Below are 18,614 nucleotides of genomic sequence, written 5' to 3'. Positions count from 1 at the left end.
CAGTTGATCCAGAGCAGTGAAAACGGCAACGATTTACGCTATCGTTCCGCTTAGCATGCATTTGCTTTTGGAAGGCCTTCATGGAATTCAAGGATTACTACACCGTCATGGGCCTGGCCCGCGACGCAACACCTGACGACATCAAGCGCGCCTACCGCAAGCTGTCGCGCAAATACCATCCCGATGTCAGCAAGGAAAAAAATGCCGAGGCGCGTTTCAAGGAACTGGGCGAAGCCTACGAAGTCCTGAAAGACCCGGAAAAGCGCACCGCCTACGACCAGCTCGGCCCCAACTGGAAAGAAGGCCAGGATTTCCGCCCGCCGCCGGAATGGAACGCCGGCGCCGAGCATGCCGGCCGGGGGGCGCAGTGGGACTTCAAGAGCGATGACTCGGGCGACTACAGCGACTTCTTTGAAACGCTGTTCCGCAAGGGATTTTCCACCACCGGCGCACGCGGCGGCGGCCAGCGCACCAGCTTCAGCGCCCCCGGTGAAGACCGCCACGCCAAGATACAGATCGACCTGGAAGACGCCTACAGTGGCGCCACCCGCACGCTCAGCCTGCGCGTGCCCGAGATGGACAGCCAGGGCCATGTGACCTACCGCGAGCACCAGATCAGCTTTGGCGTTCCCAAGGGCATCCGGGCCGGCCAACACATCCGCCTGGCTGGCCAGGGCGGGCCGGGCACGGGCCAGGGCGGCGCGGGCGACCTGTACCTCGACGTGGAATTCAGGCCGCACCGGCTCTACCGGGTGGACAAGCACGATGTTTACTGCGACCTGCCCATCGCCCCCTGGGAGGCCGCGCTGGGCGCCGCAGTCGAGGCGCCAACGCCGACCGGACGCGTTGAAGTCACCGTCCCCGCAGGCTCGGCCGCTGGCCGCAAGCTGCGGCTCAAGAGTCGCGGCCTGCCGGGCAGCACGCCGGGCGACTTTTATTTCGTGCTGCAAATCGTCGTGCCTGGCGCCGGCACCGACAGCGCCAAATCGTTTTATGAAGGCATGGCCAAGCAGTTCAATGCCTTCAAACCACGCGAAAAACTGGAAGGCCAGCCATGACAACGGACTTTCAACTTGTAAGCATCACCGGACTGATCCTTGAAGAGCAAACCGGACTTAGCCTGGACGACCTGTGCCGCGCCTGTGCCGCGCAGGCCGACCGGATCATTGAGATGGTCAACGAAGGCGTGCTCGCGCCCGTCGGCCATGCGCCTGATGACTGGCGCTTTACCGGCTTGCAACTCCAGCGCGCCCGCGTGGCGCTACGCCTGGAAAGCGACCTCGGCGTGAACCTGGCCGGCGCCGCGCTGGCGCTGGAGCTGCTCGATGAGCTGGACAGCATCCGCACGCGCCTGCGCCTGTTTGAGGGCAAGTAAAAACCGCCGCCTTGGCGCAGCCGCGAGCGGGCTCCGACCGGCCAAGCGAGTATTTGACGCCTCCTTGCATGCCGTTTAGTATTACGTCTGTAATAACAAGGGACGATCATGCATATCCTCAAACTGACCCAAATCGGCAACTCCGTGGGGGTGGTATTGCCCAAGGAAGCACTTGCCCGACTGAAACTTGGCAAGGGTGAAACCGTGTTTCTGACCGAGACGCCGGACGGCTACACACTCACACCTTATGACCCGGCACTGGAAGAGGAAATCACTGCGGGCCGCGCCTTCATGCGCGATTTCCGCGACACCTTCCATCAGCTCGCCAAATGACCTGGCGCTGGGTCAGCAAGTCATCGCTGCTGCTGCTGCACGGCGAAAGCCTGGCTGAGCATGGCGGTGCGACAGGGTTGCGAGACGAAGGATTGCTGGACTCGGCGCTGGGCCGGCCGCTCAACTTGCTGGCCTACGCCAGCCAGGACGAAGCACCGGATTTCGCTGCACTCGCAGCCAGCTACACCGTGGGGCTGGCCAAAAACCATCCTTTTGTTGATGACAACAAACGCGCTGCCTTCTTGGCCACCGGCTTGTTTCTCTACCTCAATGGCTACCGTTTAAACGCATCGCAAGCCGACGCGACGATCACCATGTTCGCCGTGGCCTCCGGCGAAATCACCGAAAGCGAGTTTGCCGCCTGGCTGCGCAGGCATGCGGCGGCACGCTGATCACGCAAAAAACCCGCATCCGTCTTTGGCCGGAGCGGGTTTTGGTAGCTTTCAAGCATCAAATATACCTTTTGCGCAATCAGCGCGGGCGCTTGCAGCTATCAATCAGATAGCTGCAAGCTGCGCGGATCAGGCCGGCTGCGCCTCGCCAAAGTTGAACACGCCCGGATTGAGGATCGGGTCCACATCGACGTGAATGGTGCTCTTGGGCGGAAAGCGGCCTTCCAGCAGCAGTCTGGACAGCGGGTTTTCAATGCGCTGCTGAATCGCGCGCTTCAGGGGCCGCGCGCCGAACACCGGGTCAAACCCGACCTTGGCCAGCTCGCCAATCGCCGCTTCCGACACGTCCAGCACCAGGTCCATCTTGGCCAGGCGGGCCAGGAGCACCTTGAGCTGGATGCGGGCAATCGACTCGATGTTCTTCGCGTCGAGCGCGTGGAACACGACCGTCTCGTCGATGCGGTTCAAGAACTCGGGGCGGAAGTAGTTTTTCAGCTCGTCCGTCACCGCGTCCTTGATCTCCTCATACGGCTGGCCGACCATCGACTGGATGATGGGCGAGCCGATGTTGCTGGTCATGACGATCACGGTGTTCTTGAAATCGACCGTGCGCCCCTGGCCATCGGTCAGCCGGCCATCATCGAGCACCTGCAGCAGCACGTTGAACACGTCTGGATGGGCTTTTTCGACCTCGTCGAGCAGCAGCACGCTGTAAGGCTTGCGGCGCACCGCTTCGGTCAGGTAGCCGCCCTCCTCGTAGCCGACATAGCCGGGAGGCGCGCCGATCAGGCGGGCGACCGAATGCTTTTCCATGAACTCGCTCATGTCGATGCGGACCAAGTGGTCTTCGCTGTCGAACAGAAAGCCGGCCAGCGCCTTGCACAGCTCGGTCTTGCCGACGCCCGTGGGGCCGAGGAACAGGAATGAACCCGTTGGCCGGTTCGGGTCCGAGAGGCCCGAGCGCGAGCGGCGAATCGCGTTGGCCACTGCGCCTATGGCTTCTGCCTGCCCCACCACGCGCTCGTGCAGCTTGCCTTCCATCTGCAGCAGCTTGTCGCGCTCGCCCTGCATCAGTTTGCTGACCGGAATGCCGGTGGAACGGGCCACGACTTCGGCGATTTCTTCAGCGCCGACTTGCGTGCGCAGCAGCTTGGGGGCACTGTCCGGCCCCTTGTTCGCCTCGGTCGCCTGGGCCTGCTTCAGGCGTTTTTCCAGCTCGGGCAGCTTGCCGTATTGCAGCTCGGCCACCTTGTTGAAGTCGCCCTTGCGGGTGAATTCCTCAATCTGGAAGCGGATGCGGTCAATCTCTTCCATCACGTCCTTGGAGCCCAGCGCCTGGGCTTTCTCGGCCTGCCAGATTTCATCCAGGTCGGAAATTTCCTTTTGCAGCTTGCCAATTTCTTCCTCGATCAGGCCAAAGCGCTTTTGCGAGGCTTCGTCCTTTTCGCGGCGCACGGCTTCGCGCTCGATCTGCAGCTGGATCAGGCGGCGGTCGAGCTTGTCCATCACTTCGGGCTTGGAGTCACGCTCGATGCTAATCTTGCTGGCCGCTTCATCAATCAGGTCAATCGCCTTGTCGGGCAAAAAGCGGTCAGTGATGTAGCGGTGGCTCAGTTCGGCGGCGGCAACGATGGCCGGGTCGGTGATCTGCACGCCGTGGTGCAGCTCGTACTTTTCCTTCAGCCCGCGCAGGATGGCAATGGTCGCTTCCACCGACGGCTCGCCGACCAGGATTTTCTGGAAGCGGCGCTCCAGCGCGGCGTCTTTTTCAATGTACTTGCGGTATTCGTCGAGCGTGGTGGCGCCGACGCAGTGCAGCTCGCCGCGCGCCAAGGCAGGCTTGAGCATGTTGCCCGCGTCCATCGCGCCTTCGGCCTTGCCGGCACCGACCATGGTGTGCAGCTCGTCGATGAAGACGATGGTCTGGCCTTCTTCCTTGGCCAGTTCATTGAGCACGGTTTTCAGGCGCTCCTCGAATTCGCCGCGAAACTTGGCGCCGGCCACCAAAGCGGCCATGTCGAGCGCCAGCACGCGCTTGCCCTTGAGCGAATCGGGCACCTCGCCGGCGACGATGCGCTGCGCCAGGCCCTCGACGATGGCGGTCTTGCCGACGCCGGGCTCGCCGATCAGCACCGGGTTGTTCTTGGTGCGGCGCTGCAAGACCTGGATGGCGCGGCGGATTTCATCGTCGCGGCCGATCACCGGGTCAAGCTTGCCCAGGCGGGCGCGCTCGGTCAGGTCCATGCAGTATTTCTTCAGGGCTTCGCGCTGGCCTTCGGCATCAGCGCTGTTGACATTCTGGCCACCGCGCACGGCGTCAATCGCCGCTTCCAGCGCCTTGCGGGTCAGGCCGTTTTCGCGGGCAATCTTGCCCACGTCGGCCTTGCTGTCGGTCAGGGCGAGCAAAAACAGCTCGCCGGCGATGAACTGGTCATTGCGCTTGATGGATTCCTTTTCGGTCGCCTGCAGCAGCTTGGCCAGTTCGGGACCGACCTGGATCTGGTCCTGGCCCTGCACCTGCGGCAGTTTCTTGACCGCTGCATCGGCCGCCTGCATCAAGCCATTGACGTTGACGCCGGCCCGCTCCAGCAGCGCGCGCGGACCGTCTTCCTGGCGCAGCATCGCCGCCAGCAGGTGCGCCGGCTCGATATAGCCGTTGTCGTTGCCCAGCGCCAGCGACTGGGCGTCGCTCAGGGCTTCCTGGAACTTGGTGGTGAGTTTGTCTTGTCGCATGAAATCTCCGGTGGAACTTGTTGAAGTTTGACCGTGAGAATCTTGGGGCTTTTGCGCAGCTTTACAAGCAGCGCTGGCGCCGCAAACCCGTAGGGACCGGCGCGAGGCTTGATCAAGGTCAAACCTGGGCGCTTGCTGCTCAAGCGTTTGAAGCGCGAATGCCCCATTTGGCCAGCGCAACATCGTCGCTGACGCGCGCATCGACCCAGCGCGCGCCCTCTGGCGTTTCTTCCTTTTTCCAGAACGGCGCCTGGGTCTTGAGGTAGTCCATCAGAAATTCGCAGGCCCTGAAGCTTTCGCCCCGGTGCGCCGACGTGACGGCGACCATCACCACCTGGTCGAGCGGCTGGAGCAGCCCGACCCGGTGAATCACCCGGGCGGCGAAAATATCAAAGCGCCGGGTGGCCTCGTCAATCATCGCCTCAATGGCTTTTTCGGTCATGCCGGGGTAATGCTCCAGCTCCATGCTGCTGACAGTCAAGCCGTCATTGCGGTCGCGCACGGTGCCGGTGAAGGTGCAGACCGCGCCGACGCGCTTGTCGCCCTGGCGCAGTGCGTCAACCTCGTCGGCCAGGTTGAAGTCGCCGGTCTGGATCGTGACGCGTGTCGTCATGGGGTTCAGCCTCCGGTCACGGGGGGGAAAAAGGCGACTTCACAGCCGTCTGCCAGCAGCGCCGTTTCATCGCGCATGACCTGGTTGACCGCCATGCGAACCGCCCTGCCGCGCGCCAGGCTGGCCGCATGCTGCGGGCTGGCGGCGAGCAGTTCATCGCGCAAGCCGGCCAGCGTCAGGGCCGAGGTTTCGCGCGATTCGCTGCCCTGCCCGATGGCTTCGCGAATCGAGGCAAAGTATTTGATGGTGACGTTCATAGGGAAAAAGTCTTCACGACAGCAGCGCCGAAAACGGCATGAAACGCACGGTATCGCCATGGGCAATGGTCTGGCCCGCCGGGTTGTCCACCAGCCCGTCGCCCCAGACCGCAGAGGTCAACACGCCCGAACTCTGGTTGCCGAACAGTTCGAGCCCGCCCGCCGCATTCAGCCTGACACGCAGGAATTCACGGCGTTTATCGGCTTTTGCGCAATCAAAATGGGCGGGTAGTGCTATTGATTCAGGAGCAATAGCAGTCGCCCCCTGCAGCTTGAGAATGAAGGGTCGCACCAGCAGCAGGAAAGTCACGAAGCTGGACACCGGGTTGCCCGGCAGGCCCAGAAAATGGGCGGCGGCTATCTTTCCGTAGGCAAACGGCTTGCCCGGCTTCATGGCGAGGTGCCACAAATTGAGCTGGCCCAGCGCCTGCACGGCCGGCTTGATGTGGTCTTCCTCACCGACCGACACGCCGCCGCTGGTCAGGATCAGGTCATGCTGTTCGCTGGCGCCTTTCAGGGCCGCAATCGTCGCGTCCAGCCGGTCGGGCACGATGCCCAGGTCGGTCACGGTGCAGCCCAGGCGCTGCAGCAAGGCCCGCAGGAAGAACCGGTTGGAGTTGTAAATCGCACCTGGCTTCATGTCGGCAGGCGCCACCTCGCCGGGCATGACCAGTTCGTCGCCGGTGGAAAACAACGCCACCCGAACGCGTGGCGCGACCTGCAGCCTGCCAAAGCCGATGCTGGCGGCCAGCCCCAGCGACGCCGGGCTCAAGCGCTCGCCAGAGTGCAGCACCACTTCGCCAGCCGCGACATCTTCACCGCGCCGGCGAATCCACTGGCCGGGCCGAGGTTGCGCTCGTATCCGAACGCCGCCATCGACCGCGTCGCAGTCTTCCTGCATCACCACCGCATCGGCGCCAGGCGGAATCGGTGCGCCGGTGAAAATCCGCGCCGCCGAAGCCGGCGCCAGCAAGTGGCCGCTGCTGCCAGCCGGAATGCGCTGGTTGACCTGCAAGAGCGTATCGGCACCCGCCCAGTCGGCGCAGCGCACGGCATAGCCATCCATCGAGCTGTTGTCGTGCGCCGGCACGTCCAGCCCGGACAGCAGGTCTTGCGCCAGCACCCGGCCATCGGCATCAAAGGTCGAGACGTTCTCGGCGGGCGCCAGCGGCATGGCAAAGGCCAGCAACTCGGCCAGCGCCAGGTCGAGTGGCTTCAGGGGCGCGCGTTCAGGCCGTGCAGTTGCTGAAGAAGAAGGTAAAACTGAACTCATGGCGAGGTATCCGAAACAGGAGAAACGGCTTGAAACGGCTCAGCCGGGACGGTCTTCGAACGAATAATGAAAGCGATCCTGATTGTTGACCAGGAAATCGGCCACGGCATCGGCATCGTTCAAATCCAGCACCGGACGCAAGGTCGCTTCGGGCAACTGGCCGGGTGAATCGGTGGCAATGGCAATGACGAAATCGTCTTCCCTGTAGCGCGTCGGCTTGCCCGACGACGCACGCCAGACCTCGATCTTCAGCAAATCGCTGTCCTTGAAGCCTTCGACCAGCACCCAGTCAACGCCCTCGTACAACTCGGCAATCAGGTGGTGCACCGTGAGTTGGGCAGGCTGCTCGAACTCGCGCATCAGCGCCAGCCGGTGGGTTGAGGCCACGACAACCTCGAAAGCGCCGGCTTCACGGTGGCGAAACGTGTCCTTGCCGGGATGGTCGATGTCAAATTTGTGATGCGCATGCTTGACGACCGACACCCGCAGGCCGCGCAGCCTGAGGGCCGGAATCAGCTTTTCAACCAGCGTGGTTTTGCCCGAGCCCGAGTAGCCGGCAAATCCGACCACGTTCATGCGTCGGTTTTCCGACAGGGCAAACTGCTATTGAAACAATAGCTGCTTGCGCCCGTGGAATAAGCGAAAAAGCCTGATTTAATGCACATTTTCGGCAATGTAGCGCTTGATGACCGCCGCATCGGCCGGCAGCAGCTTCACGCGCTTGGGCAAGGCTTCGATGCCTTCGAACCGTGCAGGACGCGCCGGCGGCTGGCCCAGCGCCTCTTCAATCGTGGCGGCAAACTTGATCGGCAAGGCGGTTTCGAGCACGATCATCGGCACGCCCGGCTGGACATGCTCGCGCGCCACCTTCACGCCGTCGGCGGTATGGGTGTCGATCATGGTGCCGAAGCGCTGGTACGTGTCGCGAATCGTCGCCAGCCGGTCGGCGTGGGTGCTCTTGCCGCTGACAAAGCCGTAGCGCTCCGCCGCCATGGCAAAGGCCGGGTCTGCACCCAACTCGAAGCTGCCCTGGCTGGCAATCTGGTCATGGAACAGCGAACGTGTCTTGCCGCCGTCACGTCCCAGCAGGTCAAACACGAAGCGCTCGAAGTTCGACGCCTTGGAAATGTCCATCGACGGGCTGGAGGTCTCGTGCGTGTCGGCGCTGGTCCGAACCCGGTAGATGCCGGTGCGGAAGAACTCGTCGAGCACGTCGTTTTCGTTGGTGGCGACCACCAGTTTGTCAATCGGCAGGCCCATGCTGCGCGCCACGTGGCCGGCGCAGACATTGCCGAAATTGCCCGAAGGCACGGTGAAACTGACCTTTTCGGCATTCGACTTCGTCGCCTGGAAATAACCGGCGAAGTAATACACCACCTGCGCCATCAGCCGCGCCCAGTTGATCGAATTAACCGTACCGATCTTGTACTGGCGCTTGAACGCCAGGTCGTTGGACACCGCCTTGACGATGTCCTGGCAGTCGTCGAACACGCCTTCAATGGCGATGTTGTGGATGTTTTCATCCTTCAGGCTGAACATCTGCGCCTGCTGGAACGGGCTCATGCGACCGGCCGGCGAGGTCATGAAAACGCGCACACCTTTTTTGCCGCGCATGGCGTATTCGGCCGCGCTGCCGGTGTCACCGCTGGTCGCGCCCAGGATGTTGAGTTCCTCGCCGCGCCGCGCCAGTTCGTACTCGAACAGGTTGCCCAGCAGCTGCATGGCCATGTCCTTGAAGGCCAGCGTCGGGCCGTTGGACAGGGCTTCGAGGTACAGACCGCTTTCCAGCGGGCGCAGCGGGACGATTTCCTGCGTGCCAAAGACTTCTTCGGTGTAGGTCTTGTCGCAGATCGCCTTCAGGTCAGCGGCGGGAATGTCGTCGATGTAGAGCGACAGCACTTCAAACGCCAGCTCGGCATAGGACAAGCCACGCCATTGGGTGAGCGTGGCGTCGCTGACCTGCGGATAGTATTCGGGCAGGTACAGGCCGCCGTCGGGCGCCAGGCCTTCGAGCAGGATTTCGCAAAAGCGCTTGCGCTCGGGCGCGTTGCCGGACGATGCGCGGGTGGAGATGTAATGCATCAGGCCAGTTCCTCCTTGCGGATGCGGGTAATCGGCGCCAGCACGGTCGGCAGCGCCTGCATCTGCGCGATAGCTTCGTTCATTTTGGCCTCGACGCAGTCGTGCGTCAGGATGATCAGGTCGGTCTGGGTCGAGCCTTCGCCGCCCACTTCGTCGGCTTCGCGCTGCAGCACGGCGTCAATGCTGATTCCGGCCTCGGCCAGAATGCCGGTGACGCTGGCGAGCACGCCGGCCTCGTCGGCCACGTTCAGGCGCAGGTAGTAGCTGGTGACGATTTCGCTCATCGGCACGATGGCCAGGTCGCTCATCTCGTCGGGCTGGAAGGCCAGGTGCGGCACGCGGTGTTCGGGGTCGGCGGTGTGCAGGCGGGAAATATCAACCAGGTCGGCAATCACCGCACTGGCGGTCGGCTCGCTGCCGGCGCCCTTGCCGTAGTACAGCGTGGTGCCGACGGCGTCGCCATGCACGACGACGGCGTTCATCGCGCCCTCGACATTGGCCAGCAGGCGCTTGGCCGGAATCAGGCTGGGGTGTACGCGCAACTCGATGCCGCCCGCCACGCGCTTGGTGATGCCCAGCAGCTTGATGCGGTAGCCGAGTTGCTCGGCGTAGCGGATGTCCTGCGCGGCCAGGCTCGTGATGCCCTCGACGTAAGCTTTGTCGAACTGCACCGGAATGCCGAACGCAATCGCGCTCATCAGGGTCGCCTTGTGCGCCGCGTCCACGCCTTCGATGTCGAAGGTCGGGTCGGCCTCGGCATAGCCCAGCTTCTGCGCTTCCTTGAGCACCACGTCGAAGTCCAGCCCCTTGTCGCGCATTTCGGACAGGATGAAGTTGGTCGTGCCGTTGATGATGCCGGCAATCCACTGGATGCTGTTGGCACTCAAGCCTTCGCGCAGCGCCTTGATGATCGGAATGCCGCCGGCCACGGCCGCTTCAAAGGCAACCATCACGCCCTTGCGCTGGGCGGCGGCGAAAATCTCGGTGCCATGCACGGCGAGCAGCGCCTTGTTGGCGGTCACCACATGCTTGCCGGACTCGATGGCCTCCAGCACCAGGGCCTTGGCAATGCCGTAGCCGCCGATGAGTTCGATCACGATGTCGATGTCCGGGCTGGCAACCACCTTGCGCGCATCGTCCACCACCAGCACGCCGTCGCCCACCAGGGCCTGGGCGCGCGCCACATCGAGGTCGGCGACCATGGTGATCTCGATGCCGCGACCGGCGCGGCGGCGAATCTCTTCCTGGTTGCGCTTGAGCACATTGAACGTGCCGCTGCCCACGGTCCCGATGCCCAGAAGGCCTACCCGGATCGGGCTCAAATTCGTCGTCGTTTTTAGGTTCACCTGGAGTCCTGCGTGTCGTGGTTGGTGCTGGCTGTTCGTTAAAACGGGCAGCGGGAAATTCAAGCTCAGATCAGCTTGTTGCGGTATTTCTGAAGAAACAGGGCAATGCGGTTGATTGCTTCGCGAAGGTCTTCCTCATGCGGCAAGAAGACGATCCGGAAATGGTCGGGCGCGGCCCAATTGAAGCCGGTGCCCTGCACCAGCATGACCTTGGTTTCCTTGAGCAGTTCAAGGAAAAACTGCCGGTCGTCGGTGATCGGGTAAATCACGGGATCAAGCCGGGGAAACATATAGAGCGCCGCGCTCGGCTTGACACAGGTGACGCCCGGAATGGCGGTGATCAGTGCGTAAGCCAGGTCGCGCTGGCGCCGCAGCCGGCCGCCCTCGCCCACCAGGTCATTGATGCTCTGGTAGCCGCCCAAAGCCGTCTGGATGGCCCACTGGCCGGGCACGTTGGAGCACAGCTTCATGTTGGCCAGCATGTTCAAGCCTTCGATGTAGTCTTGCGCCCTCTTCTTCGGTCCTGACACCACCAGCCAGCCGGCGCGGTAGCCGCAGGAACGGTAGCTCTTGGAGAGCGAATTGAAGGTCAGCGTCAGCACGTCGGTGGACAGGCTGGCCAGCGCCGTGTGCTTCACGCCGTCGTACAGCACCTTGTCATAGACCTCGTCGGCCAGAATCACCAGATTGTGTTCACGCGCAATCTCCACGATGCTTTTGAGCAGTTCGTCGGAATACAGCGCGCCGGTCGGGTTGTTGGGATTGATGACGACGATGCCCTTGGTACGCGGCGTGATCCTGGCGCGAATATCGTCCAGATCGGGCATCCAGCCGTTGCTCTCGTCGCACATGTAGTGGACCGGCGTGCCACCGGCCAGGCTGACGGAAGCGGTCCATAGCGGGTAATCGGGCGAAGGCAGCAGCAATTCGTCGCCGTTGTCGAGCAGGGCATTGGTGGCCATGGAGATCAGTTCGCTGGCGCCGTTGCCCAGGTAGATATCGTCCAGCATCACACCTTTGATGCCCTGTTTTTGCGTCTCGTGCATCACCGCCTTGCGCGCTGCAAAAATGCCCTTGCTGTCCGAATAGCCGGCTGACGCTGGCAGGTTGCGGATCATGTCCTGCTGGACTTCTTCAGGCGCATCAAAACCGAACACCGCAAGGTTGCCTATATTGAGCTTGATGAGCTTTTGGCCCTCTTCCTCCATCTGCTTGGCCGCGTCCATGATCGGACCACGGATGTCGTAAAGCACATTGGCCAGTTTGGCAGACTTGGTGATCGGTTTCATGTCGCTTTTTCTGAAGAGTTAGGCAAAGCCGCTTCGCCAACTGCACCGGCCAAAGGGGAAAGAGGCAGCGCAGCTACAGGAGATTTTGGCGGAATCTATAATTTGACCACATAAAACACGAATTTTTCATCCCTGGCAACAGGCCGGAATCACTGGCTGACGGCTGTTTGAATGAACCCAAAACTGTGACTACCGCATGAAACTTCAACCAGACCGCCTTGATGTTCAATCCATTCTGGCCTACGGCGCCGGATGGGTTGGCCTCGGCAACAACGGCGTTGCTGAAAAAATTGACTACAGCGTTGTCATTGGCTCGCGCGGCGAGAAATTTGCCTGGAATTGCACCCGCTTTGAGCAACTTGACGCCGGGCACTTTACCGTTCTGGCGAACCTGAAGCCGGAGTTGGTGATTTTTGGCAGCGGCAAGCGCCTGCGGTTTGCACCGCCGGCCTTCTTGCGCGGCCTGATGGAGCAGCGAATTGGTATTGAAACCATGGACACGCTGGCCGCGTGCCGTACTTACAACATTTTAGCGGGCGAGGGTCGCCATGTGATCGCAGCCCTGCTGATTGAGCCAGATGCCGCCTGAGCACTAAAGGATATCCCTTTCAGAGTAAAATATAGGGTTGCACTTGGCACCGCACCCAGCGATTCTCATCCGGCTTCACTGGCAAAGGCCGCGGCTAATTACAACTACTTTCGTCAGGGTCCCCTCAGTATGGCAGTCGTCGTCAATAAACCTCTTCCCGAATTTGAAGCGCTCGCAACCGGCGGCCTCAAAGTTTCAAACCAAACGCATCTGGGCAAAGTTGTCGTGCTGTTTTTTTACCCGAAAGATAACACGCCCGGCTGCACCACCGAAGCCATGCAGTTTCGTGACCACTACAAGGATTTCCTCAAGGCGGGCGCCACCGTATTCGGCGTATCGCGCGACAACATGAAATCGCACGACGAATTCAAGTCGAAACTCGAACTTCCGTTCGAGTTGATTGCCGACACCGAAGAAAAAATGTGCCATATGTTCGGCGTGGTCAAAAACAAGATCATGTACGGCAAAAAGGTCAAGGGCATTGAGCGCAGCACCTTTTTGGTCGGCGCAGACGGCCTGCTCAAGGAAGAGTGGCGCGGCCTGAAGGTTCCCGGCCATGTGGAAGAGGTCTTGAAAGCGGTCAAAGGCCTTAAAAAAGAGATTTGAAATCTGCTTTGCAACTGTCTGCCAGTCGGCCATGTGAGTTGTGCATAATGAGTCCATGCAATTGACCCTCGCGACTGCATCCAAAAAAAGCCGCCCCGGCCTTGAGGCGGCTTTTTTTATTTCTGAAACTTCATTTAAAGAGTTTTAAGCACTATGCCCCTGCCTCCCGCCCCGACCAAACGTGCAGCCCTGCTTTCTCCAGACGTGCTTGATACCCCGGCACGCGCCTCTTCAAAAGCACCACGAAAAACGGCAAAGCGCTCGGCATCAGCCAGCCTGCGCCCTTTTGTAGAGCCACTGGAGAGCCTGCCCGCCAGTGATGAGGTCCAAGTCGTTATTTATGCAGAGAAAAAGCCTCTTCCCGCAATAGACACGAGCGTAGTTAGCTCTCAAAAAGAGAGCGTTTCACGGCCCCAGCCCGCCTTCAGGCCCAAAAAAATCAAGTCTACCGGCCAAGCCAAGCTGTTCGTGCTGGACACCAATGTCCTGATGCACGACCCGATGTGTCTTTTCCGCTTCGAAGAGCACGACATTTTCTTGCCGATGATCGTGCTGGAGGAGCTTGACGGCCATAAAAAGGGCATGACGGAAGTGGCCCGCAATGCGCGTCAGACCAGCCGCACGCTCGATGCACTGGCCGGCGCCAATGGTGCCGATATCGGCAAGGGCCTGAAGCTGAACACCACCGGCCATCCTGAAGCCGGTGGCTGCCTGTTTTTCCAGACCAAGGTTCTTGATTACACCTTGCCGATGAGCCTGCCGCAGGGCAAGGCAGACAACCAGATTCTTGGCGTGGTCGAGGCGCTTCGCAAGGAATACGCACCGCGCGAAGTGGTGCTGGTGTCCAAGGACATCAACATGCGCGTCAAGGCGCGTGCGCTGGGGCTGGCGACCGACGACTACCAGAACGACAAGGTACTGGAAGACGGCGACCTGCTGTATGACGGCTCACTCGCCCTGCCGCTTGACTTCTGGACCCGGCAGAGCAAAACCATCGAAAGCTGGCAGCAAGGCCTGCATACCTTCTACCGCATCACCGGCCCCATCGTGCCAAGCCTGCTGATCAACCAGTTCGTGTTTTTTGAAGCCCCGGGCGAGCCGCCGCTGTACGCCCGCGTCACCGAGATTCAGGCAAAAACAGCCGTCCTGAAAACCTTGAAGGACTACACCCATCTCAAAAACTCGGTCTGGGGCGTGACCATGCGCAATCGCGAGCAGAACTTTGCCATGAACCTGCTGATGGACCCCGAGGTGGACTTTGTCACCCTGGCCGGCACGGCAGGCACCGGCAAAACGCTGATGGCCCTGGCCAGCGGACTGACGCAGGTGCTCGATGATCGTCGTTATACCGAAATCATCATGACTCGCGCTACGGTATCGGTCGGTGAAGACATCGGCTTTTTACCTGGCACCGAAGAAGAAAAAATGGGTCCCTGGATGGGCGCGCTCGACGACAACCTGGAAGTTCTGGGAAAAACCGATGGAGGCTCGGGTGAATGGGGCCGCGCCGCGACGAATGAACTCATCCGTTCACGGATCAAGGTCAAAAGCATGAACTTCATGCGGGGCCGAACCTTCCTGAACAAGTACGTGATCATTGACGAAGCGCAAAATCTGACACCCAAACAGATGAAAACCCTGATCACCCGCGCCGGACCAGGCACCAAGATCATCTGCATGGGCAATCTGGCGCAAATCGACACACCGTACCTGACGGAAGGATCTTCGGGTATGACATTTGCGGTTGATCGCTTCAAGGGCTGGCCGCATGGTGGACATATCACGCTGGCGCGTGGTGAGCGTTCACGCCTGGCAGATTTCGCCAGCGAAGTGCTTTAAAAACATTTTTCGGAAATTTTCCCCTGCGGCTGAAATGCCGCAGAAAAATGCTTCCAGAAAACAAAAAAGCCAAGTTGAATAACTTGGCTTTTTTTATGTCTTCAAATTCTGGTGGGCGGTGCAAGTTTCGAACTTGCGACCCCTGCAGTGTGAATGCCATTGCAGGGCATATTTATAGAGGCGTACAGAGGAGAAGGCAACGACAGGGGCGCCACAGAATGCCGGTAAATGGCACCGGATTACACCGGAAATTACACAGGCCAAAAGCCCGGAACTCAGAAGGTTGCGGGCTTTTTTATGTCCTATTTTCCCAAATACGCTGGCGTTACGCGCCCCATGAGGATGGGTGGCAGGCCCTACCACCTACTGGAATATCGGCTCCAAGTTCAAAAAATGACAAAATTCAAGGGTCACCTACCCCTTGGGCACATCAAAATAATCGCTTGTAGGCCGTTCTGCAGGGTCGAGATTCTTTGCAGACAGGCGTCTAAAGCTATTTCAGCGTCCACCTGCTGCCGTTTTATTCATGCCGACTCGCTATCAGCACTCGGAATGGCTGATGCGTCCTCCCCTTTTGTGACGCTTAGCCAAGCTCTTCAGGCGGCTTACCAAGTGGTCGAGCACAAGCTGTGCAGACGTCTGCACTGAGTTCAGATTGCATCTTGCGAGCAGGCCGGACAATAACCCTACGGCACTCTATCTCGGCATGGTATTGGCACTGAACTGTCAAGATCCTGATGTAAGCTGAAGGTTACTATCAGGAACATTAATGTTACAAGTTCCACCTACTGCCACTCCTGGCAAATTGGTTTGCCCTCACTGCGGCGAATCGGCAGACCGAGTTAAACGGACAATGCGCGACCGCATGATGAGTCTGTTCACACCTTTGAAGCGGTACCGCTGCTACTTCTGTGACTGGAGCGGCACCCGCTCAGCCCGGGCTACTTTGGCCCAGCCGTCAAAGGCTTCGTGCAAGCCACAAGTGCAGCCAGCAGCTTGACTTCATAGCCTTCGCGCCAGTCAATCTCAATGTGAAATTCAATGCCTCAGTAATTCGCGTACAGGGACAATTAGCCTGTTTTGCGTTCCGACAACGTCCAAAACATAGCAGTACTCGCCTGTGACACGGTCCACGGTCAGGTCAACCACCAATCCATCCCCCTTGAATGCACCCCACAATGGAATTGTGTCGTTTGGCTTGTACAAAAAATCCATATTCTTCATAAAAGCTTTCTTTTTTTCCTATGAATTTTGACATGAAATTATCTTCATCCACAGGATAACCCTAACATAAGCGTCAAGACATCCCCTGTTCTGGGTAGGTTGTAATTGCGCACTCCACCCAGAAAAAGTCATGCTTGAGTCAGGTACTGCTTAAAAAGGCCCTGCCGGCTCGGCCGCCACATCCCAGCTGCTGATGATCAGCTCGATCCGGTCCACGCCCTGCCCACCGCCCACGGTGTACTTGATCGGCACCTCGACGATGTGAAAGCCCTCGAAGCACTTGCGGATGTCCGGGTGGTCATTGATGCTCAGCATCGCCTTGCCTTTCAGCTCGCGCATCATCACCGCCATGGTTTCGTATTCAGCCCAGGCAAACGGCACGCCATAGCCTTCGGTCTCCCAGTACGGCGGGTCCAGGTAAAAAAAGCTGTGCGGCCGGTCGTAGCGTTTCATGCACTCCTTCCAGTCCAGGCGCTCGATGTAGGCACTCGACAGGCGCAGGTGCGCGGCGCTGAGCTGCTCCTCGATGCGCAGCAGGTTGACCGCCGGCGCCGTGGTGGCGGTCCCCCAGCTTTGCCCCTGCACCCGGCCGCCGAACGCTTGGTGCTGCAGGTAGTAAAACCGGGCGGCGCGCTGGATGTCGGTCAGCGTTTCGCTGGCCGTGGCCTGCGTCCACTTGAACACCTCGCGGCTGCTCAGCGCCCACTTGAACTGGCGCACGAACTCCTCCAGGTGGTTTTTCACGACGCGGTACAGGTTGATCACGTCGCCGTTGACATCGTTGATGACCTCGACGTCGGCGGGCTGGCGCAGGAAATACAGCGCCGCGCCGCCGGCGAACACCTCGACGTAGCAGCTGTGCGGCGGAAAGCGCGGAATGATGATGTCGGCCAGGCGGCGCTTGCCGCCGAGCCAGGGAATGATGGGAGAAGCCATGTTTGTGAGGGTCAGTAAGAAGTTGTTACACTGCCCGTGCCTCCCGGGAGGTGGCAGGGTCTTGGCTGGCCCACAGCGCAATCTGTGGATTGGCGGCTGGGCCGGGTGTTGACGCACCCGGTCCAGTCGCCCTGTTCTTTTTAGGTTAGTTCTGCGGTTTAGGCCCCCTTCCCGCTTTGCGCTCGCGCCGGATCAGGTCCAGCGCGCTTTGAACGCCCAGGGCGTGGCTGATGCGCCCTGCCGCCCGGTGACGTTTAGCCAAGCTGGCCAGCCGTGTGATGAGGTGATGCACATCGACCAGTGCAGACGTCTGCACTGGCATCAATTGTCCATTGCAGCAAAGTCAAGATTCCCCGCAACCCTTACGGTCCAGCCTTTGCCATAGACCGGCCAATTGCTGAGGGATGCGTAGTAGCGCAGGCGCTGGGCATTGAAGCGCAGCAGCACGTCATTGACATCAAGCGCTGCCAGCGCCTTTGCGCTGACCGGCCCCCAGTGCCCGTCATCGGCAACGCCGACGGCCGCCTGCAGCTTGCGCAGTCCAGTTGGCAGGCCGCCATTCACGGCAAAATCAAACACCTGATATTTCACGGCAGCGTGCGCATTGCCCAGCGGCTTCCAGAAGTCGCGCAAGTAGATTACCTGTGCAGCCTCTTTGGTTAGCGCCTTGATGTTCACAGCGGGGTAGCTGCGCTTGCTGATACCCCAGTTTGTCTCGCCGCCTGGGTCACGCGGATCATTGACGTAGCCGCCTTCATGGCCCAGCAACCGGACAAATGCAGTATCGAAATCCATGGATTACCCCTCTTTTATGCGTGTGCGAACTATCAAAACCGAAAATCCCAGCATCACGCTGGTTTCGGCCAGCGTGGGCCGCTCCAGGCGCATCAGCGGGATGTCACCGCCCTGCACGCCAAGGGCCAACAGCACCGGCGAGGCCACCGCACCACCCGCTCCCAGGGCCAGCAGTGTCCAGGCCAACGCCTTGAGCCACTCGGTAGCCCGACGACGTGGGGCAAGGCCTGCGCGGCACGGCGCCGTACGCTCTAGCTTGTTGAGGGCTTCGAGCAGCACGACGATGCCGGCAGCCAGATGCATGATTTGCAGCCCGGTCATGCTGCAACTCCTGCCGCCCCAAAGCGCTCGATGAGCTTGGCCAGCGCCTGCTGCGCACCAGCGCCTACGACAAATCCCGACCCAAGAAGAGCCGGGTCCGAAGTCAGCAGCGCGGCAATCATGGGCGTGACGTAACCAGCGGTCAGGCTCGACGCGCAAGCCACCGCCACGCGGCGCAGGCTGGTGCGGATCAGCTCACGCCAGGTATCGCCACTGGGCGGCACGGTGTTGAGCAAGGTAATCGCGACAATGGACCCGGCAAAACCAGCAATCAACAGATCGGGGCGCAAACCCAGCGGCACACCCAGAGCAGTGAGCGTAGGGACAGCTACCGTTGCGGCAGCCAAAGTCATGGCAGCAGTGGACGTAGGTTCTGGCATCTTTAGACCTCGATAATTACAACAGTAAGATTCGGGGCAGCGCCCTCGATCAGCCCATCCCGGACAAACACACGCTGCCCGCTTGTCGCCTGGCCACGCACCTGAAGGATTCCGCCGCCCGGCAGCTCGACGCGGGCGATGCCGTCCGCGACGGACAGCACGGTGCCCACCTGCAGCGGCCGCGCCGGGAACAGGTCGATAAAAGCTTTAAAAATATTGCTCATGGGTGGC

The 18,614-nt window shown here is 60.4% G+C and carries 21 protein-coding genes; 7 read left to right on the top strand and 14 right to left on the bottom strand.

The genetic code is table 11. The features are described 5' to 3' along the window. Positions 1-80 precede the first annotated feature (80 nt). The 4 genes from ABLV49_RS09335 to ABLV49_RS09320 all read left to right on the top strand — a co-directional run bounded on the left by ABLV49_RS09335 (position 81) and on the right by ABLV49_RS09320 (position 2,100). Positions 81-1,058, top strand: a complete 978-nt coding sequence (locus ABLV49_RS09335) for a DnaJ C-terminal domain-containing protein (protein WP_349281310.1) — start codon at positions 81-83, stop codon at positions 1,056-1,058. Next, on the top strand, positions 1,055-1,375 hold the full coding sequence (locus ABLV49_RS09330; protein ID WP_349281309.1) for a chaperone modulator CbpM: 321 nt from the start codon (positions 1,055-1,057) through the stop codon (positions 1,373-1,375). The genes ABLV49_RS09335 and ABLV49_RS09330 overlap by 4 nt, the downstream gene beginning before the upstream one ends. A 108-nt stretch (positions 1,376-1,483) precedes the next feature. Beyond that, complete coding sequence (locus ABLV49_RS09325; protein ID WP_011801608.1) at positions 1,484-1,708, top strand: AbrB/MazE/SpoVT family DNA-binding domain-containing protein; 225 nt, start codon at positions 1,484-1,486, stop codon at positions 1,706-1,708. Continuing rightward, positions 1,705-2,100 (top strand): type II toxin-antitoxin system death-on-curing family toxin, encoded by a 396-nt coding sequence (locus ABLV49_RS09320; protein WP_349281308.1) that lies wholly within the window; start codon positions 1,705-1,707, stop codon positions 2,098-2,100. The genes ABLV49_RS09325 and ABLV49_RS09320 overlap by 4 nt, the downstream gene beginning before the upstream one ends. A 129-nt stretch (positions 2,101-2,229) precedes the next feature. Here ABLV49_RS09320 and clpB read toward each other — a convergent pair whose 3' ends face one another. The 8 genes from clpB to ABLV49_RS09280 form a co-directional block, all read right to left on the bottom strand. Then, a complete protein-coding gene (gene clpB, locus ABLV49_RS09315; RefSeq protein WP_349281307.1) occupies positions 2,230-4,833 on the bottom strand; it encodes an ATP-dependent chaperone ClpB in 2,604 nt (867 codons plus the stop codon). Positions 4,834-4,972: 139 nt separating this feature from the next. Then, positions 4,973-5,446 (bottom strand): molybdopterin synthase catalytic subunit MoaE, encoded by a 474-nt coding sequence (gene moaE, locus ABLV49_RS09310; RefSeq protein ID WP_349281306.1) that lies wholly within the window; start codon positions 5,444-5,446, stop codon positions 4,973-4,975. Between the two features lie 5 nt (positions 5,447-5,451). Next, positions 5,452-5,703: a MoaD/ThiS family protein gene (locus ABLV49_RS09305; RefSeq protein WP_349281305.1), complete on the bottom strand. Its 252-nt coding sequence runs from the start codon at positions 5,701-5,703 to the stop codon at positions 5,452-5,454. Positions 5,704-5,716: 13 nt separating this feature from the next. Then, positions 5,717-6,976 (bottom strand): molybdopterin molybdotransferase MoeA, encoded by a 1,260-nt coding sequence (locus ABLV49_RS09300; protein WP_349281304.1) that lies wholly within the window; start codon positions 6,974-6,976, stop codon positions 5,717-5,719. Positions 6,977-7,015: 39 nt separating this feature from the next. Then, on the bottom strand, positions 7,016-7,552 hold the full coding sequence (gene mobB, locus ABLV49_RS09295) for a molybdopterin-guanine dinucleotide biosynthesis protein B (protein WP_349281303.1): 537 nt from the start codon (positions 7,550-7,552) through the stop codon (positions 7,016-7,018). 78 nt (positions 7,553-7,630) lie between these two features. Continuing rightward, entirely contained in the window at positions 7,631-9,058 is a 1,428-nt protein-coding gene (gene thrC / locus ABLV49_RS09290) for a threonine synthase (protein ID WP_349281302.1), read from the bottom strand. Further along, positions 9,058-10,380, bottom strand: a complete 1,323-nt coding sequence (locus tag ABLV49_RS09285; RefSeq protein WP_349281671.1) for a homoserine dehydrogenase — start codon at positions 10,378-10,380, stop codon at positions 9,058-9,060. The genes thrC and ABLV49_RS09285 overlap by 1 nt, the downstream gene beginning before the upstream one ends. Before the next feature lie 89 nt (positions 10,381-10,469). After that, complete coding sequence (locus ABLV49_RS09280) at positions 10,470-11,693, bottom strand: pyridoxal phosphate-dependent aminotransferase (RefSeq protein ID WP_349281301.1); 1,224 nt, start codon at positions 11,691-11,693, stop codon at positions 10,470-10,472. A 196-nt stretch (positions 11,694-11,889) separates the two neighbouring features. On the opposite strand from ABLV49_RS09280, the gene ABLV49_RS09275 reads away from it, so the two are divergent. From ABLV49_RS09275 to ABLV49_RS09265, 3 genes are all read left to right on the top strand, one after another. Beyond that, complete coding sequence (locus tag ABLV49_RS09275; RefSeq protein WP_349281300.1) at positions 11,890-12,282, top strand: Mth938-like domain-containing protein; 393 nt, start codon at positions 11,890-11,892, stop codon at positions 12,280-12,282. Positions 12,283-12,411: 129 nt separating this feature from the next. Continuing rightward, on the top strand, positions 12,412-12,888 hold the full coding sequence (locus ABLV49_RS09270) for a peroxiredoxin (RefSeq protein WP_011801620.1): 477 nt from the start codon (positions 12,412-12,414) through the stop codon (positions 12,886-12,888). A gap of 153 nt (positions 12,889-13,041) precedes the next feature. Next, complete coding sequence (locus ABLV49_RS09265) at positions 13,042-14,727, top strand: PhoH family protein (RefSeq protein ID WP_349281299.1); 1,686 nt, start codon at positions 13,042-13,044, stop codon at positions 14,725-14,727. A 1,374-nt stretch (positions 14,728-16,101) separates the two neighbouring features. Here ABLV49_RS09265 and ABLV49_RS09260 read toward each other — a convergent pair. The 6 genes from ABLV49_RS09260 to ABLV49_RS09235 form a co-directional block, all read right to left on the bottom strand. After that, entirely contained in the window at positions 16,102-16,887 is a 786-nt protein-coding gene (locus ABLV49_RS09260; RefSeq protein WP_349281298.1) for a DNA adenine methylase, read from the bottom strand. Positions 16,888-17,032: 145 nt separating this feature from the next. Continuing rightward, complete coding sequence (locus tag ABLV49_RS09255; protein WP_349281297.1) at positions 17,033-17,209, bottom strand: hypothetical protein; 177 nt, start codon at positions 17,207-17,209, stop codon at positions 17,033-17,035. After that, positions 17,209-17,682 (bottom strand): glycoside hydrolase family 108 protein, encoded by a 474-nt coding sequence (locus tag ABLV49_RS09250; protein ID WP_349281296.1) that lies wholly within the window; start codon positions 17,680-17,682, stop codon positions 17,209-17,211. Before ABLV49_RS09250 ends, ABLV49_RS09255 begins: the two co-directional genes overlap by 1 nt. Positions 17,683-17,685: 3 nt before the next feature. Continuing rightward, positions 17,686-18,003 carry a hypothetical protein gene (locus tag ABLV49_RS09245; protein ID WP_349281295.1) on the bottom strand — a complete coding sequence of 106 codons (318 nt, stop codon included), beginning with the start codon at positions 18,001-18,003 and terminating at the stop codon, positions 17,686-17,688. Beyond that, entirely contained in the window at positions 18,000-18,356 is a 357-nt protein-coding gene (locus tag ABLV49_RS09240) for a hypothetical protein (RefSeq protein ID WP_349281294.1), read from the bottom strand. The genes ABLV49_RS09245 and ABLV49_RS09240 overlap by 4 nt, the downstream gene beginning before the upstream one ends. Positions 18,357-18,385: 29 nt before the next feature. Beyond that, positions 18,386-18,607 carry a hypothetical protein gene (locus ABLV49_RS09235; RefSeq protein WP_349281293.1) on the bottom strand — a complete coding sequence of 74 codons (222 nt, stop codon included), beginning with the start codon at positions 18,605-18,607 and terminating at the stop codon, positions 18,386-18,388. Positions 18,608-18,614 lie beyond the last annotated feature (7 nt).

It is taken from the genome of Polaromonas hydrogenivorans (assembly GCF_040105105.1).
GTDB lineage: Bacteria > Pseudomonadota > Gammaproteobacteria > Burkholderiales > Burkholderiaceae_C > Polaromonas > Polaromonas hydrogenivorans.
Note: the sequence above shows the minus strand (reverse complement) of the source record. Positions and strands in the feature narration are given on the sequence as shown.

Excerpts from the sequence above, each read along its gene's own strand:
- ABLV49_RS09335 (WP_349281310.1), top strand. The coding sequence starts at position 81 with ATGGAATTCAAGGATTACTACACCGTCATGGGCCTGGCCCGCGACGCA.
- ABLV49_RS09330 (WP_349281309.1), top strand. The coding sequence starts at position 1,055 with ATGACAACGGACTTTCAACTTGTAAGCATCACCGGACTGATCCTTGAA.
- ABLV49_RS09325 (WP_011801608.1), top strand. The coding sequence starts at position 1,484 with ATGCATATCCTCAAACTGACCCAAATCGGCAACTCCGTGGGGGTGGTA.
- ABLV49_RS09320 (WP_349281308.1), top strand. The coding sequence starts at position 1,705 with ATGACCTGGCGCTGGGTCAGCAAGTCATCGCTGCTGCTGCTGCACGGC.
- clpB (WP_349281307.1), bottom strand. The coding sequence starts at position 4,833 with ATGCGACAAGACAAACTCACCACCAAGTTCCAGGAAGCCCTGAGCGAC.
- moaE (WP_349281306.1), bottom strand. The coding sequence starts at position 5,446 with ATGACGACACGCGTCACGATCCAGACCGGCGACTTCAACCTGGCCGAC.
- ABLV49_RS09305 (WP_349281305.1), bottom strand. The coding sequence starts at position 5,703 with ATGAACGTCACCATCAAATACTTTGCCTCGATTCGCGAAGCCATCGGG.
- ABLV49_RS09300 (WP_349281304.1), bottom strand. The coding sequence starts at position 6,976 with ATGAGTTCAGTTTTACCTTCTTCTTCAGCAACTGCACGGCCTGAACGC.
- mobB (WP_349281303.1), bottom strand. The coding sequence starts at position 7,552 with ATGAACGTGGTCGGATTTGCCGGCTACTCGGGCTCGGGCAAAACCACG.
- thrC (WP_349281302.1), bottom strand. The coding sequence starts at position 9,058 with ATGCATTACATCTCCACCCGCGCATCGTCCGGCAACGCGCCCGAGCGC.
- ABLV49_RS09280 (WP_349281301.1), bottom strand. The coding sequence starts at position 11,693 with ATGAAACCGATCACCAAGTCTGCCAAACTGGCCAATGTGCTTTACGAC.
- ABLV49_RS09275 (WP_349281300.1), top strand. The coding sequence starts at position 11,890 with ATGAAACTTCAACCAGACCGCCTTGATGTTCAATCCATTCTGGCCTAC.
- ABLV49_RS09270 (WP_011801620.1), top strand. The coding sequence starts at position 12,412 with ATGGCAGTCGTCGTCAATAAACCTCTTCCCGAATTTGAAGCGCTCGCA.
- ABLV49_RS09265 (WP_349281299.1), top strand. The coding sequence starts at position 13,042 with ATGCCCCTGCCTCCCGCCCCGACCAAACGTGCAGCCCTGCTTTCTCCA.
- ABLV49_RS09260 (WP_349281298.1), bottom strand. The coding sequence starts at position 16,887 with ATGGCTTCTCCCATCATTCCCTGGCTCGGCGGCAAGCGCCGCCTGGCC.
- ABLV49_RS09255 (WP_349281297.1), bottom strand. The coding sequence starts at position 17,209 with ATGCCAGTGCAGACGTCTGCACTGGTCGATGTGCATCACCTCATCACA.
- ABLV49_RS09250 (WP_349281296.1), bottom strand. The coding sequence starts at position 17,682 with ATGGATTTCGATACTGCATTTGTCCGGTTGCTGGGCCATGAAGGCGGC.
- ABLV49_RS09245 (WP_349281295.1), bottom strand. The coding sequence starts at position 18,003 with ATGACCGGGCTGCAAATCATGCATCTGGCTGCCGGCATCGTCGTGCTG.
- ABLV49_RS09240 (WP_349281294.1), bottom strand. The coding sequence starts at position 18,356 with ATGACTTTGGCTGCCGCAACGGTAGCTGTCCCTACGCTCACTGCTCTG.
- ABLV49_RS09235 (WP_349281293.1), bottom strand. The coding sequence starts at position 18,607 with ATGAGCAATATTTTTAAAGCTTTTATCGACCTGTTCCCGGCGCGGCCG.